This is a genomic window from Xylophilus sp. GOD-11R (genome assembly GCF_033546935.1).
Lineage (GTDB): Bacteria > Pseudomonadota > Gammaproteobacteria > Burkholderiales > Burkholderiaceae_C > Xylophilus.
Genome location: NZ_CP137854.1, coordinates 2055215 through 2072226, shown reverse-complemented (window position 1 = coordinate 2072226; position 17012 = coordinate 2055215). Strand labels below are relative to the sequence as shown.

Annotated in this window: 16 protein-coding genes; 10 read left to right on the top strand and 6 right to left on the bottom strand. The window is 66.1% G+C overall.

Annotation, left to right across the window (positions count from 1 at the left end; all coding sequences use genetic code 11):
• Positions 1-15: 15 nt before the first annotated feature.
• From R9X41_RS09755 to R9X41_RS09725, 7 genes are all read left to right on the top strand, one after another.
• Positions 16-522, top strand: coding sequence for a peptidylprolyl isomerase (locus R9X41_RS09755; protein WP_318634669.1), 507 nt, complete (start codon positions 16-18; stop codon positions 520-522).
• 26 nt (positions 523-548) lie between these two features.
• Positions 549-1313 (top strand): UDP-2,3-diacylglucosamine diphosphatase, encoded by a 765-nt coding sequence (locus R9X41_RS09750; RefSeq protein WP_318634668.1) that lies wholly within the window; start codon positions 549-551, stop codon positions 1311-1313.
• Positions 1310-2128, top strand: coding sequence for a M90 family metallopeptidase (locus R9X41_RS09745; RefSeq protein WP_318634667.1), 819 nt, complete (start codon positions 1310-1312; stop codon positions 2126-2128). Before R9X41_RS09750 ends, R9X41_RS09745 begins: the two co-directional genes overlap by 4 nt.
• Before the next feature lie 162 nt (positions 2129-2290).
• Complete coding sequence (locus R9X41_RS09740) at positions 2291-3994, top strand: electron transfer flavoprotein-ubiquinone oxidoreductase (protein WP_318634666.1); 1704 nt, start codon at positions 2291-2293, stop codon at positions 3992-3994.
• A gap of 165 nt (positions 3995-4159) precedes the next feature.
• Positions 4160-5155 carry a TRAP transporter substrate-binding protein gene (locus tag R9X41_RS09735; protein ID WP_412556679.1) on the top strand — a complete coding sequence of 332 codons (996 nt, stop codon included), beginning with the start codon at positions 4160-4162 and terminating at the stop codon, positions 5153-5155.
• A 55-nt stretch (positions 5156-5210) separates the two neighbouring features.
• On the top strand, positions 5211-5723 hold the full coding sequence (locus R9X41_RS09730; protein WP_318635192.1) for a TRAP transporter small permease: 513 nt from the start codon (positions 5211-5213) through the stop codon (positions 5721-5723).
• A gap of 394 nt (positions 5724-6117) precedes the next feature.
• The gene (locus R9X41_RS09725) at positions 6118-7413 is read left to right on the top strand and encodes a TRAP transporter large permease (protein WP_318634665.1); all 1296 of its coding nucleotides are present in this window, start codon (positions 6118-6120) and stop codon (positions 7411-7413) included.
• Between the two features lie 68 nt (positions 7414-7481).
• Here R9X41_RS09725 and guaA read toward each other — a convergent pair whose 3' ends face one another.
• Positions 7482-9104, bottom strand: a complete 1623-nt coding sequence (gene guaA / locus R9X41_RS09720) for a glutamine-hydrolyzing GMP synthase (protein WP_318634664.1) — start codon at positions 9102-9104, stop codon at positions 7482-7484.
• A gap of 136 nt (positions 9105-9240) precedes the next feature.
• The gene (gene guaB, locus R9X41_RS09715) at positions 9241-10710 is read right to left on the bottom strand and encodes an IMP dehydrogenase (protein ID WP_318634663.1); all 1470 of its coding nucleotides are present in this window, start codon (positions 10708-10710) and stop codon (positions 9241-9243) included.
• Positions 10711-10791: 81 nt separating this feature from the next.
• Here guaB and R9X41_RS09710 point away from each other — a divergent pair, with 81 nt between their 5' ends.
• Entirely contained in the window at positions 10792-11289 is a 498-nt protein-coding gene (locus R9X41_RS09710) for a DUF4124 domain-containing protein (protein WP_318634662.1), read from the top strand.
• Positions 11290-11295: 6 nt separating this feature from the next.
• Here R9X41_RS09710 and R9X41_RS09705 read toward each other — a convergent pair whose 3' ends face one another.
• Positions 11296-11604 carry an RnfH family protein gene (locus tag R9X41_RS09705; RefSeq protein ID WP_318634661.1) on the bottom strand — a complete coding sequence of 103 codons (309 nt, stop codon included), beginning with the start codon at positions 11602-11604 and terminating at the stop codon, positions 11296-11298.
• Positions 11594-12037 carry a type II toxin-antitoxin system RatA family toxin gene (locus R9X41_RS09700; protein ID WP_318634660.1) on the bottom strand — a complete coding sequence of 148 codons (444 nt, stop codon included), beginning with the start codon at positions 12035-12037 and terminating at the stop codon, positions 11594-11596. Before R9X41_RS09700 ends, R9X41_RS09705 begins: the two co-directional genes overlap by 11 nt.
• A gap of 69 nt (positions 12038-12106) precedes the next feature.
• On the opposite strand from R9X41_RS09700, the gene smpB reads away from it, so the two are divergent.
• Together smpB and R9X41_RS09690 are read left to right on the top strand one after the other, a co-directional pair.
• On the top strand, positions 12107-12583 hold the full coding sequence (gene smpB / locus R9X41_RS09695; RefSeq protein ID WP_318634659.1) for an SsrA-binding protein SmpB: 477 nt from the start codon (positions 12107-12109) through the stop codon (positions 12581-12583).
• A gap of 140 nt (positions 12584-12723) precedes the next feature.
• Positions 12724-14049, top strand: a complete 1326-nt coding sequence (locus R9X41_RS09690) for a PQQ-dependent sugar dehydrogenase (RefSeq protein WP_318634658.1) — start codon at positions 12724-12726, stop codon at positions 14047-14049.
• A gap of 159 nt (positions 14050-14208) precedes the next feature.
• Here the strand turns inward: R9X41_RS09690 and typA are convergent, their stop codons facing one another.
• Both typA and truB read right to left on the bottom strand, forming a co-directional pair.
• Positions 14209-16032: a translational GTPase TypA gene (gene typA / locus R9X41_RS09685; RefSeq protein WP_318634657.1), complete on the bottom strand. Its 1824-nt coding sequence runs from the start codon at positions 16030-16032 to the stop codon at positions 14209-14211.
• Positions 16029-17006: a tRNA pseudouridine(55) synthase TruB gene (truB, locus tag R9X41_RS09680; RefSeq protein ID WP_318634656.1), complete on the bottom strand. Its 978-nt coding sequence runs from the start codon at positions 17004-17006 to the stop codon at positions 16029-16031. Before truB ends, typA begins: the two co-directional genes overlap by 4 nt.
• Positions 17007-17012: the final 6 nt, after the last annotated feature.

Genomic DNA, 17012 nt, shown 5'->3' with positions numbered 1-17012 from the left:
CTCCAGGAGCACCTAATGAGCAATCCCCAAGTCGAACTCCATATCCGCAACTTCGGCGTCGTGACCGTCGAACTCGACAGCGAAAAAGCTCCCAAGTCCACGGCCAACTTCCTGGCCTACGTCGCCAAGGGCCACTACGACAACACCGTATTCCACCGCGTCATCCCCGGCTTCATGATCCAGGGCGGCGGCTTCGCTCCCGGCATGGACCAGAAGCCCACCGACGGCCCGATCGACAACGAAGGCAACAACGGCTTGAAGAACGAGAAGTACACCCTGGCCATGGCCCGCACCAACGCGCCCCATTCGGCCACCGCGCAGTTCTTCATCAACTCCAAGAACAACACCTTCCTCAACCACACCGCGCCGTCGGCGCAGGGCTGGGGCTATGCCGTCTTTGGCAAGGTGATCGCGGGCACCGAAGTGATCGACAAGATCGAAGGCGTGAAGACCGGCCGCAAGGGTTTCCACGACGACGTGCCGGTCGAGGACGTGGTCATCGAGAAGGCCGTCGCCCTCTGATCGTCCGGCGCTTGTCCGCGCCCTTCATGCCGGATGTGATATCGACCGTCGCCGCGCCCGCCGCGTGGCAGGCGGTCGATTTCGTTTCCGACCTGCATCTGCATGCCGACGATCCGCGTACCGCGGCAGCGTTTCTGCGCTACCTGCGCGACACGCCGGCCGATGCCGTCTTCCTGCTGGGTGACATCTTCGAGGTCTGGATCGGCGACGACGCCGCCCAGCCCGGCAGCTTCGAAGCCGGCATCGGCCAGGCGCTGAAGCAGGCGGGACGGTCCGCGTCGCTGTACTTCATGCACGGCAACCGCGACTTCCTGCTCGGCGCCGCCTTCACCGCCGAAGCCCACCTGACCCTGCTCGACGATCCAGCCGTCTTCGAATGGCACGATCGCCGATGGCTGCTGAGCCATGGCGATGCCCTCTGCCTGGCCGATGTCGACTACCAGCGCTTTCGCAGCGAAGTGCGCAGCGCGGCGTGGCAATCGGCCTTTCTGGCCCGACCCATCGACGAACGCCGTGCCATCGCACGCGGGCTTCGTGCAGAAAGCGGCGCCCGACAGGCCGCCGTCACCGTCTATGCCGACGCCGATCCTGCGATGGTCGATGCCTGGCTCGACGCGTCGCGCGCCGAGGTGCTGATTCACGGCCACACCCACCGTCCCACGGACCACACGCTCCCAGGCGGCCGGCAACGCGTGGTGCTGTCCGACTGGGACATGACCGCATCGCCACCCCGCGCCGAAGTGTTGCGGCTGACGGCCGACGGCACGCGCCGCCGGTTGCCGATCACGTGAACCTCGCGCGACGCCTGCTGGATGCGGTGCGGCCGGCGCCGCGACCCATTCCTGCGGCGCTGTGGGCGCAGACCCTGCAGCGCTGGAGTTTCCTGGCCGAAGGACGCACGAGCGACGAAACCGCACAGCTCGCGCAATTGGCCGCCCGCTTCCTGGCTGCCAAGCAGTTTCATGGCGCGCACGGCCTGGAGGTGACCGATGCCATGGCCTGCGCGATCGCGGCCCAGGCCTGCCTGCCGCTACTGCATTTCGGCCCGCCGCAACAGGCGCTGCGCTGGTATGACGACTTTGTCGTCATCGTCGTGCAGCCCGGGGAAGCGGTGGCGCATCGGGAATTGGTGGACGAAGCCGGTGTGGTGCATCGCTACCGCGAAGTCGTTGCCGGCGAAGCCATGGAGCGTGGACCGGTCATGTTGAGCTGGGCCGATGTCGAGGCCTCGGCCGAAGCCGGCGAGTACGGCTACAGCGTGGTCATCCACGAATTCATCCACAAGATCGACATGCGCGGCGGCGCCCCCGACGGCGTTCCGCCGCTGCCGCCGGGTTTCATGGGCACGCGCGGCGCCAGGCAGGCGCGCGCCGCCTGGCTGGCAGTGATCGAGCCGGCCTACGAGGCCTTTCGCGAAAAGACCATCGTCGCCGAGCGATTCGGCGGCGCCGAGCCCTGGCTCGATCCCTACGGTGCGCAGTCCCTGGCCGAATTCCTGCCGGTGGCGTGCGAGGCCTACTTCACGCGGCGATCGCGTTTCGCCGTCGAATTTCCGGCCTTGATGCCGCTGTTCGACCGCTTCTTCCGCCCGCGCGACTTCGTCTGAGAACGCCAAACGTTCGCGGCGCCACAGCCGACAAGGGCTCGCCCGAGGCACGCATAAAATCGACGGGTTGCGACCTGGCGCAAGACCAGGCCTGCAGCGGCCCCACGCCGACGACCGTGCCTACCGGTCGCCGCTCCAATCGATGAGACGAGACACGTTCCCATGACCCCAGAAGAAATCCTGAGCACCTACGGCCCGCGCGAGGCCATGGAATACGACGTGGTCGTGGTCGGCGCCGGCCCGGCGGGCCTGTCGGCGGCGATCCGGCTGAAGCAACGCGCCGCCGAGGCCGGTTCCGAAGTCTCGGTCGTGGTGCTGGAGAAGGGTTCCGAGCCCGGCGCGCACATCCTGTCGGGCGCGATCATGGACCCGATCGCTATCACCGAACTGTTTCCCGACTGGAAGGAGCGCGGTGCGCCGCTGAACCAGCCGGTCACCGAAGACGCCTTCCTGTTCATGGGCGAGAAGAGCGCGGTGCGCACGCCCAACTGGCTGCTGCCGGCGTGCTTCCACAACAAAGGCAACTACATCGTCAGCCTGGGCAATGTCACCCGCTGGTTGGCCGAACAGGCCGAGGCGCTGGGCGTGGAGATCTTTCCCGGCTTCGCCGCCGCCGAAGTGCTCTACGACGATGACGGCTCGGTCAAGGGCGTGGCCACCGGCAACATGGGCGTCGGCAAGGACGGCGAGCCCACCGACGGCTTTCAGCTCGGCATGGAACTGCACGGTAAATACACCGTGTTCGCCGAAGGTGCGCGCGGCCACCTGGGCCGGCAGCTGATCGACAAGTTCCAACTGGCCAAGGACAGCGATCCGCAGAGCTACGGCATCGGCATCAAGGAACTCTGGGAGATCGATCCCCAGCGCCACCAGCCCGGTTTCGCGCTGCACAGCGCCGGCTGGCCGCTGGATGCCGACACCTACGGCGGCTCGTTTCTCTACCACGCCGAAGACAACAAGGTCGTGGTCGGCTTCGTGGTGGGGCTGGACTACCAGAACCCCTATCTGAGCCCGTTCGAAGAGTTTCAGAAGTTCAAGACGCATCCCAACATCCGCTGGTATTTCGACGGTGACGAGGCCAAGGGCATCAAGCCGGCCAAGCGCATCAGCTATGGCGCGCGGGCCATCACGGCCGGCGGGCTGCTGGCCTTGCCCAAGACGGTGTTCCCCGGTGGCGCGCTCATCGGCTGCGAGGCGGGTTACCTCAATGCGAGCCGCATCAAGGGCAGCCACGCCGCGATCAAGACCGGCATGCTGGCGGCCGATGCGGCCTTCGACGCCTTGGCCGCAGGCCGCCAGCGCGACGAACTCACCGCCTACCCGGAAGCCTTCAAGGCCAGCTGGCTGCACGAGGAACTGAACAAGGCGCGCAACTTCAAGCAGTGGTTCAAGAAGGGCAGGACCATCGCCACGCTGATGACCGGCATCGAGCAGAAGCTGCTGGGCGGCAACATTCCCTGGACGATCCACCGCACCGAGGCCGATCACCAGCGCCTCAAGCCGGCATCGGCGTGCAAGCCGATCGCCTACGCCAAGGCCGACGGCAAGCTCACCTTCGACCGCCTCTCCAGCGTCTTCGTGAGCAACACCAACCATGCCGAAGACCAGCCCGCGCACCTGACACTCAAGGACAAGACGGTGCCGACCCGCATCAACCTGCCCGAATACGCCGGCCCCGAGCAGCGCTATTGCCCGGCCGGGGTCTACGAGTTCGTGCCGGACGAGGCCAACGCGGGCAAGGAGCGGCTGCAGATCAACGCGCAGAACTGCGTGCACTGCAAGACCTGCGACATCAAGGATCCGACGCAGAACATCGTCTGGGTGACACCCGAGGGCGGCGGCGGGCCGAACTATTCGGGCATGTAGCCGGCACTGCGGGACGGGCGCCTTTGCGCCCCATGCAAGGCCGGGCCGATGCACCCGGCCTTTTTTCTTTTTGTTCGCATAGAAGTCGCCGCTCCACAAAAACCCCGATGCCCGCAGGCGACCCGGTTTCCATAATGGCCCGCAGGCCCATAAGGAGACACAACCATGCCCATGACGAAGAGTGCCGCGCGCGCCGCATTGCCTGCGTTCACCCTTGCATTGCTGGCCGCCCTGGCGCCCGTCGGCGCCCAGGCGCAGACCACCCTGAAGATCGGCTACGCCACGGCCAAGGACTCCCACTACGGCATCGGCTCCACCGTCTTCTGTGACGAGGTCGAGCGCGGCACGCAGGGCCGCTACCGCTGTCAGCACTTCCCCAACTCGGCGCTCGGCGGCGAGCGCGAGCAGATCGAGGCGCTGCAGCTGGGCACACAGGACCTGGTCAACACTTCCACCGGGCCGGTCGGCAACTTCGTGCCAGAGATGCGCATCGTCGATCTCCCCTTTCTCTTTCGCGACTACGCCCATGCGCGCAAGGTGCTCGACGGCCCGATCGGCCAGGGCATGCTGGCACAGTTTCCCAAGCACGGGCTGGTCGCGCTGGCCTGGACCGAGAACGGCTTTCGCCAGATGACCAACAGCAAGCGCGACATCGTCAAACCGTCGGACGCCGCCGGGTTGAAGATGCGAACGATGGAGAACAAGGTGCACATGGACGGCTATCGCACCTTCGGCATCATGCCCACCCCGATGGCGTTTCCGGAACTGTTCGGCGCGATGCAGCAGGGCACGGTCGACGGCCAGGAGAACCCGATCCCGGTCATCCTGTCGGCCAAGTTCGCCCAGGTACAGAAGCATCTGTCGATGACCAACCATGTCTACTCGCCCGCCCTGCTGCTGATCTCGCCGCGCACCTGGGAGAAGGTGTCGGCAGCCGACAAAACAGTCTTTCTGGAAGCCGCCAAGAAAGGAGCCGCGGCCCAGCGCAAGAAGGTCAACGACGACGAGGAGCAAGGCCTGGCGCTGCTGGAGAAAGCCGGCATGACCGTTACCCGCAACGTCGACGGCGCGGCCTTCCGCGAGGCCATCAAGCCGGCGTATGTCGGCTATGCCAAGGAATTCGGCGCCGACCGCATCAAGCAGATACAGGACGTGCAGTAGACACGTGGACCACGCCCAGCTTCCGCACAGCCCGCCCCACCGCGCGACATCGTTCGTGGCGACCTTCGAACGCGCGTTTCTCGGCGCCAATCGCTGGGCGCTGATCCTGCTGCTGGGCGCGATGTCGGTCATCATCTTCGTCAACGTGGCCTTGCGTTATCTCACCAGCCAGTCACTCGAATGGGCCGAGGAGGTATCGCGCCACATGATGATCTGGCTCACCTTCCTGGGTGCCGGGCCGGTGCTGCGCGCGGGTGGCCACATCGCGGTGGAGAACCTGCAGGACGCCCTGCCGCGCCTTGGCGGCATCGCGCTGCGCGTGGTGGTCGCCGCCTTGCTGTTCGGCTTCTTCGGCTTCATGGCGTGGTATGGCTGGCTCTACATGCAGCGCACCATGTTCCAGCTGACCGCCGTCACGCAGATTCCGTTCGCCTATGTCTACAGCGCGATGGCGATCGGCGGCCTGCTGCTGATCGTTCATTTTTTGCTGATCGTGCGCGGCTACGTGATGGAACGCCGGTTCCCGCCGGACGACCATTTCGATGCCGCCGCCAGCGCGGCGCTTTGATGGCTCGCCCCCAGGCTTTCCCATTTCGTGTGGACGCCTACCCCCTGCCGGGGGCGGCGGACTGCTCGGGGAACCCGCGCCGCCACGCCCCTGAGACAGTCGGTGGGCGAGCGATGGCTCGCCCCAAGGCTTTCCCACTTCGTGTGGACGCCTACCCCCTACCGGGGGCGGCGGTCTGCTCGGGGAACCCTCGCCGCCACGCCCCTGAGGCAGTCGGAGGGCGAGCAATGGCTCGCCCCCAGGCTTTCCCACTTCGTGTGGACGCCTACCCCCTACCGGGGGCGGCGGTCTGCTCGGGGAACCCTCGCCGCCACGCCCCTGAGACAGTCGGTGGGCGCTGCGCGCCGCCTCCACCGTTAATTCCAATGCTCTGTCTATCGCGCCGCCTACCTTCATGAGCCCCAGTGTCGTTCTCATCCTGTCGGCCTGCCTGTTCCTCGCGATCGGGGTGCCGGTCGCGTTCTCGCTCGGGCTGGCGACGGTCGCGACCTTGCTGCTGGCCACGAGCTTTCCGTTGTTGGTACTGCTGAAGGAGACCTTCACCGGCATCGACAGCTTTCCGCTGATGGCCGTGCCCTTTTTCATCCTGGCGGCCGAGCTGATGAGCGGCGGCTCGCTGACCGAAGTGTTGTTGCGCTTCGCCGGGCAGTTCGTCGGCCACAAGCGCGGCGGGCTGGGCTATACCAACGTGGTCGCTCTGACCTTCTTCTCAGGCATTTCAGGCTCGGCGCTGGCGGATGCCGCCGGGCCCGGCTCGATGCTGATCCGCATGATGGACAAGGCCGGCTACGACCGCGCCTACGCTGCCGCGCTGACCGCCTCCACCGCCATCGTCGGGCCGATCATCCCGCCCTCGATCATCATGATCGTCTACGCGCTGCAGGACGATTCGGTCTCGGTCGGCGCGCTGTTCGCCGCCGGCCTGCTGCCCGGGCTGTTGATCGCGGCGGCGATGTGCGTGGTCAATTTCCGGGTGTCGAAGCGGCGCAATTACCGCGGCCAGGGCTGCATGCCGCCGCTGCGCGAGATCCTGCTGACCACCTGGAAGGCGCTGCCGGCGATCCTGCTGCCGGTAGTCATCCTGGGCGGCATGCGCGCGGGCTGGTTCACGCCGACCGAAGCCTCGGTGGTCGCGGTGTTCTATGCGCTGCTGTGCGGCAAATACGTCTACCGCACCCTGGCCTGGCGCGCGGTGCCCGACATCCTGGCGCGTTCGGCGCTGCTGTCGGCGTCGGTGCTGATCATCATCGGGCTGTCGGCATCCTTCGCCTGGCTGCTCACCATCGAGGGGGTGCCGCAGCAGATGGCCGACTGGCTCGTCGCGCTGAATCTTTCTCCCTGGATGTTCCTGGTGGCGGTCAATATCTTCCTGTTGCTCTTCGGCATCTTCATCGAGCCGCTGCCCGGCGTGATGGTGCTGGCGCCCATCCTGGCGCCGGTCGCCCTCAAGCTGGGCGTGGATCCGGTGCACTTCGCCATGATCGTGATCGTGAACCTGACGCTCGGCATGATCACGCCGCCGGTCGGCGGCCTGCTGTTCGTGACCTGCAACGTCTCCCGGGTTCCGATGGGTGCGCTGGTGCGGGAGCTGGCGCCCTTCCTGTGGGCGCATGCGGTGGTGCTGGCGACCCTGACCTTCGTGCCGGCGCTGAGCACGTTTCTGCCGCGGCTCTGGGGCTTCGTTCGCTGACCGCCTTGCCCGGCCCGCACACGCCCCTTGTGCTGCCGCGAGCTGTCAAGGCCTCTGCCCGAGACCCATCACTCCCACTCGATCGTCGCTGGCGGCTTGCTGCTGACGTCGTAGGTCACCCGGTTGATGCCGCGCACCTCGTTGATGATGCGGCCGGATACCTTCTTGAGCAGCGCGTACGGCAGCTCGGCCCAGTCGGCGGTCATGAAATCGCTGGTCTGCACCGCGCGCAGCGCCACGACGTAATCGTAGGTGCGGCCGTCGCCCATCACGCCGACGCTCTTGACCGGCAGGAACACGGTAAAGGCCTGGCTGGTGAGTTCGTACCAGGTCTTGCCGGTCGCCTCGTCGCGAAAATTGCGCAGCTCCTCGATGAAGATCGCGTCGGCGCGGCGCAGCAGGTCGGCGTATTCCTTCTTGACCTCGCCCAGGATGCGCACACCCAGGCCAGGGCCCGGGAAAGGATGGCGGTAGACCATTTCCGGCGGCAGGCCCAGGGCCACGCCGAGCTCCCGGACTTCGTCCTTGAACAGGTCGCGCAGCGGCTCCAGCAACTTCAGGCCCAATTGCTCGGGCAGCCCGCCCACGTTGTGGTGGCTCTTGATGGTGACGGCTTTCTTGCTCTTGGCGCCGCCGGACTCGATCACGTCCGGGTAGATGGTGCCCTGGGCCAGCCACTGAGCGCCCTTGAGTGCGCCGTCGGCGCCCGCCTTGAGCCGCGCGGCCTCGGCCTTGAAGACCTCGACGAACTCGCGGCCGATGATCTTGCGCTTGGCCTCCGGCTCGCAAACGCCTGCCAGCTTGCTCAGGAACATCTCCGCCGCATCGACCCGCACCACCTTGGCGTGGAGCTTGCCGGCGAACATTTCCATCACCATGTCGCCTTCGTGCAGGCGCAACAGGCCGTGGTCGACGAAGACGCAGATGAGCTGGTCGCCGATGGCGCGGTGGATCAGCGCGGCGGCCACGGACGAATCGACGCCGCCCGACAGGCCGAGGATGACTTCCTCATAGCCGACCTGCTCGCGGATGCGGGCCACGGCCTCCTCGATGTAGTCGCCCATGACCCAGTCGGGCCGGGCGGCGCAGATGCCGAGCACGAAGCGGTCGAGCAGCGCACGGCCTTGTTTGGTGTGCGTGACTTCCGGATGGAACTGGACCGCATAAAAGCCGCGGTCTTCGTCGGCCATTCCGGCAATGGGGCAGCTGGGCGTGCTGGCCATGAGCTTGAAGCCGGGCGGCAGGTCGGTGACCTTGTCGCCATGGCTCATCCACACGTCGAGCATGCCGTGGCCTTCGGCCGTCCGCAGGTCTTCGATGCCTTCGAGCAGGCGGGTGTGGCCATGGGCACGCACCTGGGCGAAACCGAATTCCCGGGTATGGCCGCCCTCGACCTTGCCGCCGAGCTGGTGCGCCATGGTCTGCATGCCGTAGCAGATGCCGAGCACCGGAATGCCGAGGTCGAACACCAGTTGCGGCGCCTTGTCGGTGGTGTCCTCGTACACGCTGGCATGGCTACCCGACAGGATCACGCCCTTGAGCTGCCCGTCGGCCGCGAACTCGCGCACCCACTGCTCGCTCACATCGCAGGGATGGACCTCACAGTACACATGGGCTTCACGCACCCGGCGGGCGATCAGCTGCGTGACCTGGGAGCCGAAATCGAGGATGAGGATTTTTTGGTGCTGCATGGCGAAAATGAAAAGAGCGGTCGATTCAAGCGTGCCCCATCAAGGAACACCGCGGGACCGGCTTTGCCGGACCGCCAGTGTTGCCCCCGGAAGGGGGTAGGCGGCCACACGAAGTGGGCAAGCCTGGGGGCGAGCCTTACCCCGCGCGGTAGTTGGGCGCTTCCTTGGTGATCTGCACGTCGTGTACGTGGCTCTCGCGGATCCCGGCGGAAGTGATCTCCACGAACTCCGCCTTTGCCGCCATCTCCTCGATGGTGGCGCAGCCGCAGTAGCCCATGCTGGCGCGCACGCCACCCGACAGCTGGAACAGGATCGAGACGATGGAACCCTTGTACGGCACACGACCCTCGATGCCTTCTGGCACGAGCTTGTCAGTGTTGGGATTGCCGGTGGTCGATTCCTGGAAGTAGCGGTCGGCACTGCCCTGCTGCATGGCGCCGATGGAACCCATGCCGCGGTAGCTCTTGTAGCTGCGCCCCTGGTACAGCACGATTTCACCGGGCGCCTCTTCGGTGCCGGCGAACATGCTGCCCATCATCACGGTGCTGGCGCCTGCTGCGATGGCCTTTGCGATGTCGCCCGAGTAGCGCACGCCGCCGTCGGAGATGAGCGGCACGCCGGTGCCCTGCAGGGCGGTGGCGACACTGTCGACCGCCATGATCTGCGGCACGCCCACACCGGCCACGATGCGGGTGGTGCAGATCGAGCCCGGGCCGATGCCGACCTTGACCGCATCGGCCCCGGCTTCGGCCAGTGCCAGTGCGGCAGCGCCGGTGGCGATGTTGCCGCCGATCACATCGATCTGCGGATAGTTCTGCTTGACCCAGCGCACCCGGTCGATCACGCCCTTGCTGTGGCCGTGCGCGGTGTCGACCACGATGGCGTCGACGCCGGCCCGGACCAGCGCTTCGACGCGTTCCTCGGTGCCCTCGCCCACGCCCACCGCGGCGCCCACGCGCAGGCGGCCCGACGGATCGCGTGCGGCGTTGGGAAAGTTGTTCTGCTTGGTGATGTCCTTGACCGTGATCAGGCCGTTGAGCTGCCAGCTGTCGTCGATGACCAGCAGGCGTTCGAGCTTGTGCTTGTGCAGCAGGGCGCGCGCCTCGGCGGCGGAGGTGCCTTCGCCGACGGTGATCAGCTTTTCGCGCGGCGTCATGATGTCGCGCACCGGGATGTCGAGGCGGGTCTCGAAGCGCAGGTCGCGGCCGGTGACGATGCCGACGACCTTGCCGCCGTCGATCACCGGGAAGCCGGAGATGCCGAGCTCGTCGGACATCTGCTTGACCTGCAGCACGGTGTGCGTGGGCGTGATGACGACCGGGTCGCGCAGCACGCCGGATTCGTAGCGCTTGACCTTGGCCACCTGCGCGGCCTGCTCGGCAGCCGTGAGGTTCTTGTGCACGATGCCGATGCCGCCTTCCTGCGCGATGGCGATGGCCAGACGGGCTTCGGTCACGGTGTCCATTGCCGCCGACACCAACGGGATATTCAGCGTGATGTTGCGGGAGAAGCGGGTGGCGAGTGAGGTGTCCTTGGGCAGGACCTGGGAGTACGCGGGAACCAACAACACATCGTCGAAGGTGAGCGCTTTGCCGAGGAGGCGCATATCTCAAAGCTCCAAAAAAACGATTGTACCCGCCCTGCCATGGCCCCTCAATGATGGGCCGGTGCGGGCTACACTGCCGCGATGACCGTTGCCCGCTTTCTCATAGCGCTCACGCTGGCCTGCACCGCGGGATCGGTGGCAGCGCAATTCGTATGGCTCGACAAGACCGGCCGCAAGGTCTACAGCGACCGTCCGCCGCCGATCGACGTGCCCGAACGCAGCATCCTGAAGCAACCCGGCGGCCCGGCGCGTTCGGCTCCCGCGCAGGCACCGGCCCCGGCGCCAACCGCGCCGGCAGCAGCTCCGGGCCAGCGGCCGCCCGGCCAGGACGGCGAACTCGCCGACCGACGCCGGCAGCAGGAAGCGGCCGAAAAAGCCAAGGCGCAGGCCGAGGAAACCAAGGCAGCCGCTGCCCGCGCGGACAACTGCCAGCGCGCCCAGCAATCGGCCGCTGCGCTCAACTCGGGCGTGCGGATCGCCACGCTCAATGCCGCGGGCGAGCGCAGCTACATGGACGACCAGACCCGAGCCGCCGAAGCGCAGCGCGCCCAGTCGATCATGGCCAGCGACTGCCGCTGAGGCGCATCAATCCTTGCGGGCGAACAGGCCGGTCGCTCGCGTGCCCTGCTTGCGAAAGCGCTCACGCCGCGCCACCTTGGGATCAACCCGCAGCGGGCGGTAGATCTCCACGCGGTCACCGCTTTTCAGCACGGTGTCCGGCGAGCGCTGCTTGCCCCAGATGCCGGCATCCGTCTCGTCTCCGTATCCGGCCGCAGCCAACGCGTCGACCAGCCGCGCACCGATCGGAAGCGCGAGCATGTGTTCTTCGACGACTCGGGCACCACGGTCGATCGCCAGCGTGATCGCCAGCGACGCACCGGGCTCACCCGCCATACACCTCGTCCGCCCGCTTCACGAACGCATCGACCATGCTGCCGGCGATACGGTCGAAGACCGGGCCGACCAGCGTGGCCAGGGCGATATTGGAAAAGCCGTATTTCAGCTCGAATTCGATGCGGCAGGCGCGCTGCTCGCCCTCGCCCACCGGCTGAAAACGCCACAGGCCTTCGAGCTGCGAAAACGGCCCGTCGATCAGCTGCATATGGACCTCGCGGCCGGCCACATGGGTGTTGCGGGTGGTGAATGACTGGCGAATGCCACTGAAGGAAATGCCGACCTGGGCCGTCATGCCGTGCTCGTCCTGCGACTGCACCGACGCGCGGTCGCACCAGGGCAGGAATTGAGGGTACTTCGCCACGTCGGTGACGAGGGCGAACATTTCTTCGGGGCTATACCAGATCAGGACGGACTTGGTGACGGTTTTCATAGAATCGGAGGCTCTGTGTCTTGCCGGCCCATTGTAGAAACTAAGCTGCGCGCCCCCATCTGAGACTCCATGGCCACCAAGAAACCCACCACCGACAGCCGGATCGCCGAAAACAAGAAGGCGATCTTCAACTACTTCATCGAAGAGCGTTACGAGACGGGCATGGTGCTGCAAGGCTGGGAAGTCAAGGCGCTGCGCGAGGGCAAGGTGCAGCTCACCGACGGCTACGTGGTGATCCGCGAAGGCGAGATGTTCATCATCGGCTGCCAGATCAACCCGCTGCGCTCGGCTTCCACGCATGTCTCGCCGGACTCGGTGCGCACCAAGAAGCTGCTGCTGCACAAGGAGCAGATCCGCCGCCTCATAGGCAAGGTCGAACAGAAGGGCTACACCCTGGTGCCGCTCAACCTTCACTGGAAGGCCGGCAAGGTGAAGTGCGAAATCGCGCTGGCCAAGGGCAAGGCCGAGCACGACAAGCGCGACACCATCAAGGAGCGCGAGGGCAAGCGCGAAGTGGAGCGGGCGATGAAGGTGCACAGCCGCTGACCGGGCCCGCGGCCCGGCACTTCCCTTTCCCTCCGATCGACGGAATTCGCGCGCGACGCCTACAGGCGTGCCGCTCTGGCGATGCGACATTGCCAACGGCTGCATGCAGCCCGTGCAACCCCGTCCCAGGAGAACGAGAAATGCCGATCCGACCCAGCGGCCCGCTGTCCGCCGCCTTGTGTGCCACCTGCCTGCTCGCTGCCTGCGGCGACAGCGCCCTGCTGCCGGAGGGCGCCGGCATCGGTCCGAGCCCTACCCTGCCGGCGCCCAACAAGACGCTGATTCCCACCGTGCATATCGCTCCGGCCAAAGGCTGGCGCGACGGCTCCATGCCGCAGCCGGTGGCGGGCACGGTGGTGACGAAATTCGCCGAGGGCCTCGCCCATCCCCGCTGGGCCTATGTGCTGCCCAACGGCGACGTGCTCATCGCCGAAAGCGATGCGCCGCCCAAGGGTGACGAGGCCCAGGGCGGCGGCATCAAGGGCTGGGTACAGAACCTGGTGATGAAACGCGCCGGCTCCAAGGTGCCGAGCGCCGACCGCATCACCCTGCTGCGTGACGCCGACGGTGACGGTGTGGCCGAGACCCGGAAAGTTTTCCTGGAAAAGCTGAGCTCGCCTTTCGGCATGGTGCTGGTCGGCAACGACCTGTTCGTCGCCAACGCCGACGCTTTGGTGAAGTTTCCCTATCAGGAAGGCGCGACGTCGATCGCAGCGCCGGCCACCAAGGTGATCGACCTGCCCGCCGGCATCAACCACCACTGGACCAAGAACGTCATCGCCAGTGCCGACGGTTCGCGCCTCTACGTCACGGTCGGCTCCAACAGCAACGTCGGCGAAAAAGGCATGGACCAGGAAGAAGGCCGCGCTGCCATCTGGGAGGTGGAACGCACCACCGGCATTCACCGCATCTTCGCCAGCGGCCTGCGCAACCCCAACGGCATGGGCTGGGAGCCCACGACGGGCGCGCTGTGGACGGTCGTCAACGAACGCGACGAACTCGGCAGCGACCTGGTGCCGGACTACCTCACCTCGGTGAAGGACGGCGGCTTCTACGGCTGGCCGTACAGCTACTGGGGCCAGAACGTCGACCAGCGCATCCAGCCCGCCCGCCCCGAGCTGGTCGCCAAGGCGATCAAGCCCGACTACGGCCTGGGCAACCACGTCGCGCCGCTCGGCATGGCGTTCGCCACTGGCAGCCGCCTGCCCGCGCAGTTCGCCAATGGCGTCTTCATCGGCGAACACGGCTCGTGGAACCGCAAGCCCCGCAGCGGCTACAAGGTGGTCTTCGTCCCCTTCGCCAACGGCATGCCCACGGGCCAGCCGATCGACGTGCTGACCGGCTTCGTCGACAGCGAAGGCAACGCCAGCGGCCGCCCGGTCGGCGTCGCCATCGACAAGAACGGCGGCCTCCTGGTTGCCGACGACGTCGGAAACACCATCTGGCGGGTCGCAGCAATCAAGTAACCTCGCCACAAAAAGAAGCGCCCTACCGATCGACTCGTCAGGGCGTTTCTTGTTTTTCCAAGGACACAGCGGGACCGGCTTGGCCGGACCGCCAGTGTCGCCCCCTGAAAGGGGGTAGCCGGCTACGGCCCGCGCTAGCGGGCTGAGCAAGGCTGGGGGTTAGCCTCGTCCGGCGCGCTTGCGATCGCTTTCCTTGAGGTGACGCTTGCGCAGACGCACAGACTTGGGCGTGATCTCGACCAGCTCGTCGTCCTCGATGAACTCCACACCGTATTCCAGCGTCAGGTCGATCGGCGGCGTGATCTTGACGGCGTCTTCCTTGCCACTGACGCGGAAGTTGGTCAACTGCTTGGTACGGGTGGCGTTCACCACCAGGTCGTTGTCGCGGCTGTGGATGCCGACGATCATGCCTTCGTACACCGGATCGTTGGCCTTCACGAACATGCGGCCACGGTCGTCGAGCTTGCCCAGCGCGTAGGTGAAGATTTCACCGTCGTCCATGGAGATCAGCACGCCGTTCTTGCGGCCACCAATGTCGCCCTTGTGCGGCTCGTAGCTGTCGAAGATGTTGCTGATGAGGCCGGAACCACGGGTCAGGTTCAGGAATTCGTTGGTGAAACCGATCAGGCCACGCGCCGGGATGCGGTACTCCAGCCGCACACGGCCACGACCGTCCGGCTCCATGTTGACCAGTTCGCCCTTGCGCTCGCCCAGGGCCTGCATCACGCCGCCCTGGTGGATTTCTTCCACGTCGGCCGTCACCAGTTCGATCGGCTCGTTTTTCTCGCCGTTGATGTCGCGGAACACCACGCGCGGCTTGGACACGGCCATTTCGTAGCCTTCGCGGCGCATGTTCTCCAGCAGGATGGTCAGGTGCAGTTCCCCCCGGCCCATCACTTCGAAGATGCCTTCCTCGTCGGTCTCGTTCACCCGCAGGGCCACGTTGTGCTGCAGTTCCTTCTGCAGGCGGTCCCAGATCTGGCGGCTGGTGACGAACTTGCCTTCCCGGCCGGCCAGCGGCGAGGTGTTGACGCAGAAGTTCATCGTCAGCGTCGGCTCGTCGACCTTGAGCATCGGCAGCGGCGCCGGGCTGGTCGGATCGGTGACGGTGACGCCGATGTTGAGGTCGGCGATGCCGTTGATCAGCACGATCTCGCCAGGACCGGCTTCGGTCGACTGCACGCGCTCCAGGCCCTGGAAGGTCAGCACCTGGTTCACACGGCCCTTGATCGTCTTGCCGTCCGGGCCTTCCATGACCACTACGTCCTGCATCGGCTTGAGGGTGCCCTGGCTGATGCGGCCCACACCGATGCGACCGACGAAGGTGGAGAAGTCCAGCGCGGAGATCTGCAGTTGCAGCGGTGCCGCCGGATCACCCTTTTGCGAAGGAACGTGCTTCAGGATGGTGTTGAACAGGGCCGACATGTCGGGGCCCCACTGCTCACCGGGCTTTCCTTCGTCCAGCGAGGACCAGCCGTTGATGCCCGAGGCGTAGACCACGGGGAAGTCGAGCTGTTCGTCGGTCGCGCCGAGCTTGTCGAACAGGTCGAATGCCTGGTTGACCACCTTGTCGGGGTTCGCGCCGGGCTTGTCGACCTTGTTGACCACCAGGATCGGCTTCAGGCCCAAAGCCAGCGCCTTCTTGGTCACGAAGCGCGTTTGAGGCATCGGGCCTTCCTGGGCGTCGATCAGCAGCACCACGCCATCGACCATGGACAGGGCGCGTTCCACTTCACCGCCGAAGTCCGCGTGGCCCGGGGTGTCGACGATGTTGATGTGGGTACCTTCCCAGCTCACGGCGCAGTTCTTGGCCAGGATCGTGATGCCACGTTCCTTTTCGATGGCGTTGTTGTCCATTACCGTGTCGACGACTTTCTCGTGCTCGGCGAAGGTGCCCGACTGCCGCAGCAGTTGGTCGACCATGGTGGTCTTGCCATGGTCGACGTGGGCGATGATGGCGATGTTGCGGATTTGCTTGCTCATAAGGTTTCCTCGATGCCCGCGGCCATGACGGCGGCGCTGGGCGTGCTCTCTTTCTGCAAAATTTGCTGGATCTCGATGGGGCTCAGCAGGCGGCTCGGGATCAGTTCGCCGCCGGTGGTCTGGGCTGCGCCCAGCAGGGTTCGGGGGATGCCGCCGTAAACGGCGACCTTCGCGGCATCCGGCCAGGAACCCCGGCGGCGCATGCCTGACAGAAAACGTGCCGCATCTTCCGTGCCCAATGTGACGGATTCATGCTCGGCCAACAGAGATTCCACCGGATGGAGCCGCGCCAGGCGCTCGTCCAACGACATCGCCTCGAACTCGGCCAGACCGACGGCCTGTGCCACGTCGAAATGCCCGGTAGCCGTACGGCGCAGCATGACCAGATGGCCGCCGCAACCCAGGGCTTCGCCGATGTCTTCGCCGAGTGTGCGGATGTAGGTGCCCTTGCTGCAACGAACATCCATGCGTATCGCGGCATGGCCGTCGTCGGTGTGGGTGAGTTCGAGGGCGAGTGCGTGGATCGTCACCTGGCGGGCGTCGCGCTCCACCTCGATGCCGGCCCGGGCGTATTCATACAGCGCCTTGCCATCGCGCTTGAGTGCGCTGTGCATCGGCGGCACCTGCGCGATGGCCCCGGTAAAGCGATCGGCCACCGCGGCGAGTGCGGCGGCCGTGATCTCGCCGACTGGCCGCTCCGACACGAGGTCGCCTTCGCGATCGCCGGTGGTCGTCTTGACGCCGAGCTTCAACAAGGCCTCGTAGCGCTTGGGCGCGTCGAGCTGCAACTGGCTGAATTTGGTCGCCGCACCGAAACACAGCGGGAGCACGCCGGTCGCCAGCGGATCGAGCGTGCCGGTATGCCCGGCCTTCTCGGCCCGCAGCAGCCACTTGGCCTTCTGCAGCGCATCGTTGCTGGAAAAGCCCAGCGGCTTGTCGAGCAGCAGAACGCCGTGCACCGGACCACGCTGCACCCGCAC

Excerpts from the sequence above, each read along its gene's own strand:
- R9X41_RS09755 (WP_318634669.1), top strand. The coding sequence starts at position 16 with ATGAGCAATCCCCAAGTCGAACTCCATATCCGCAACTTCGGCGTCGTG.
- R9X41_RS09750 (WP_318634668.1), top strand. The coding sequence starts at position 549 with ATGCCGGATGTGATATCGACCGTCGCCGCGCCCGCCGCGTGGCAGGCG.
- R9X41_RS09740 (WP_318634666.1), top strand. The coding sequence starts at position 2,291 with ATGACCCCAGAAGAAATCCTGAGCACCTACGGCCCGCGCGAGGCCATG.
- R9X41_RS09735 (WP_412556679.1), top strand. The coding sequence starts at position 4,160 with ATGCCCATGACGAAGAGTGCCGCGCGCGCCGCATTGCCTGCGTTCACC.
- R9X41_RS09725 (WP_318634665.1), top strand. The coding sequence starts at position 6,118 with ATGAGCCCCAGTGTCGTTCTCATCCTGTCGGCCTGCCTGTTCCTCGCG.
- guaA (WP_318634664.1), bottom strand. The coding sequence starts at position 9,104 with ATGCAGCACCAAAAAATCCTCATCCTCGATTTCGGCTCCCAGGTCACG.
- guaB (WP_318634663.1), bottom strand. The coding sequence starts at position 10,710 with ATGCGCCTCCTCGGCAAAGCGCTCACCTTCGACGATGTGTTGTTGGTT.
- R9X41_RS09710 (WP_318634662.1), top strand. The coding sequence starts at position 10,792 with ATGACCGTTGCCCGCTTTCTCATAGCGCTCACGCTGGCCTGCACCGCG.
- R9X41_RS09705 (WP_318634661.1), bottom strand. The coding sequence starts at position 11,604 with ATGGCGGGTGAGCCCGGTGCGTCGCTGGCGATCACGCTGGCGATCGAC.
- R9X41_RS09700 (WP_318634660.1), bottom strand. The coding sequence starts at position 12,037 with ATGAAAACCGTCACCAAGTCCGTCCTGATCTGGTATAGCCCCGAAGAA.
- smpB (WP_318634659.1), top strand. The coding sequence starts at position 12,107 with ATGGCCACCAAGAAACCCACCACCGACAGCCGGATCGCCGAAAACAAG.
- R9X41_RS09690 (WP_318634658.1), top strand. The coding sequence starts at position 12,724 with ATGCCGATCCGACCCAGCGGCCCGCTGTCCGCCGCCTTGTGTGCCACC.
- typA (WP_318634657.1), bottom strand. The coding sequence starts at position 16,032 with ATGAGCAAGCAAATCCGCAACATCGCCATCATCGCCCACGTCGACCAT.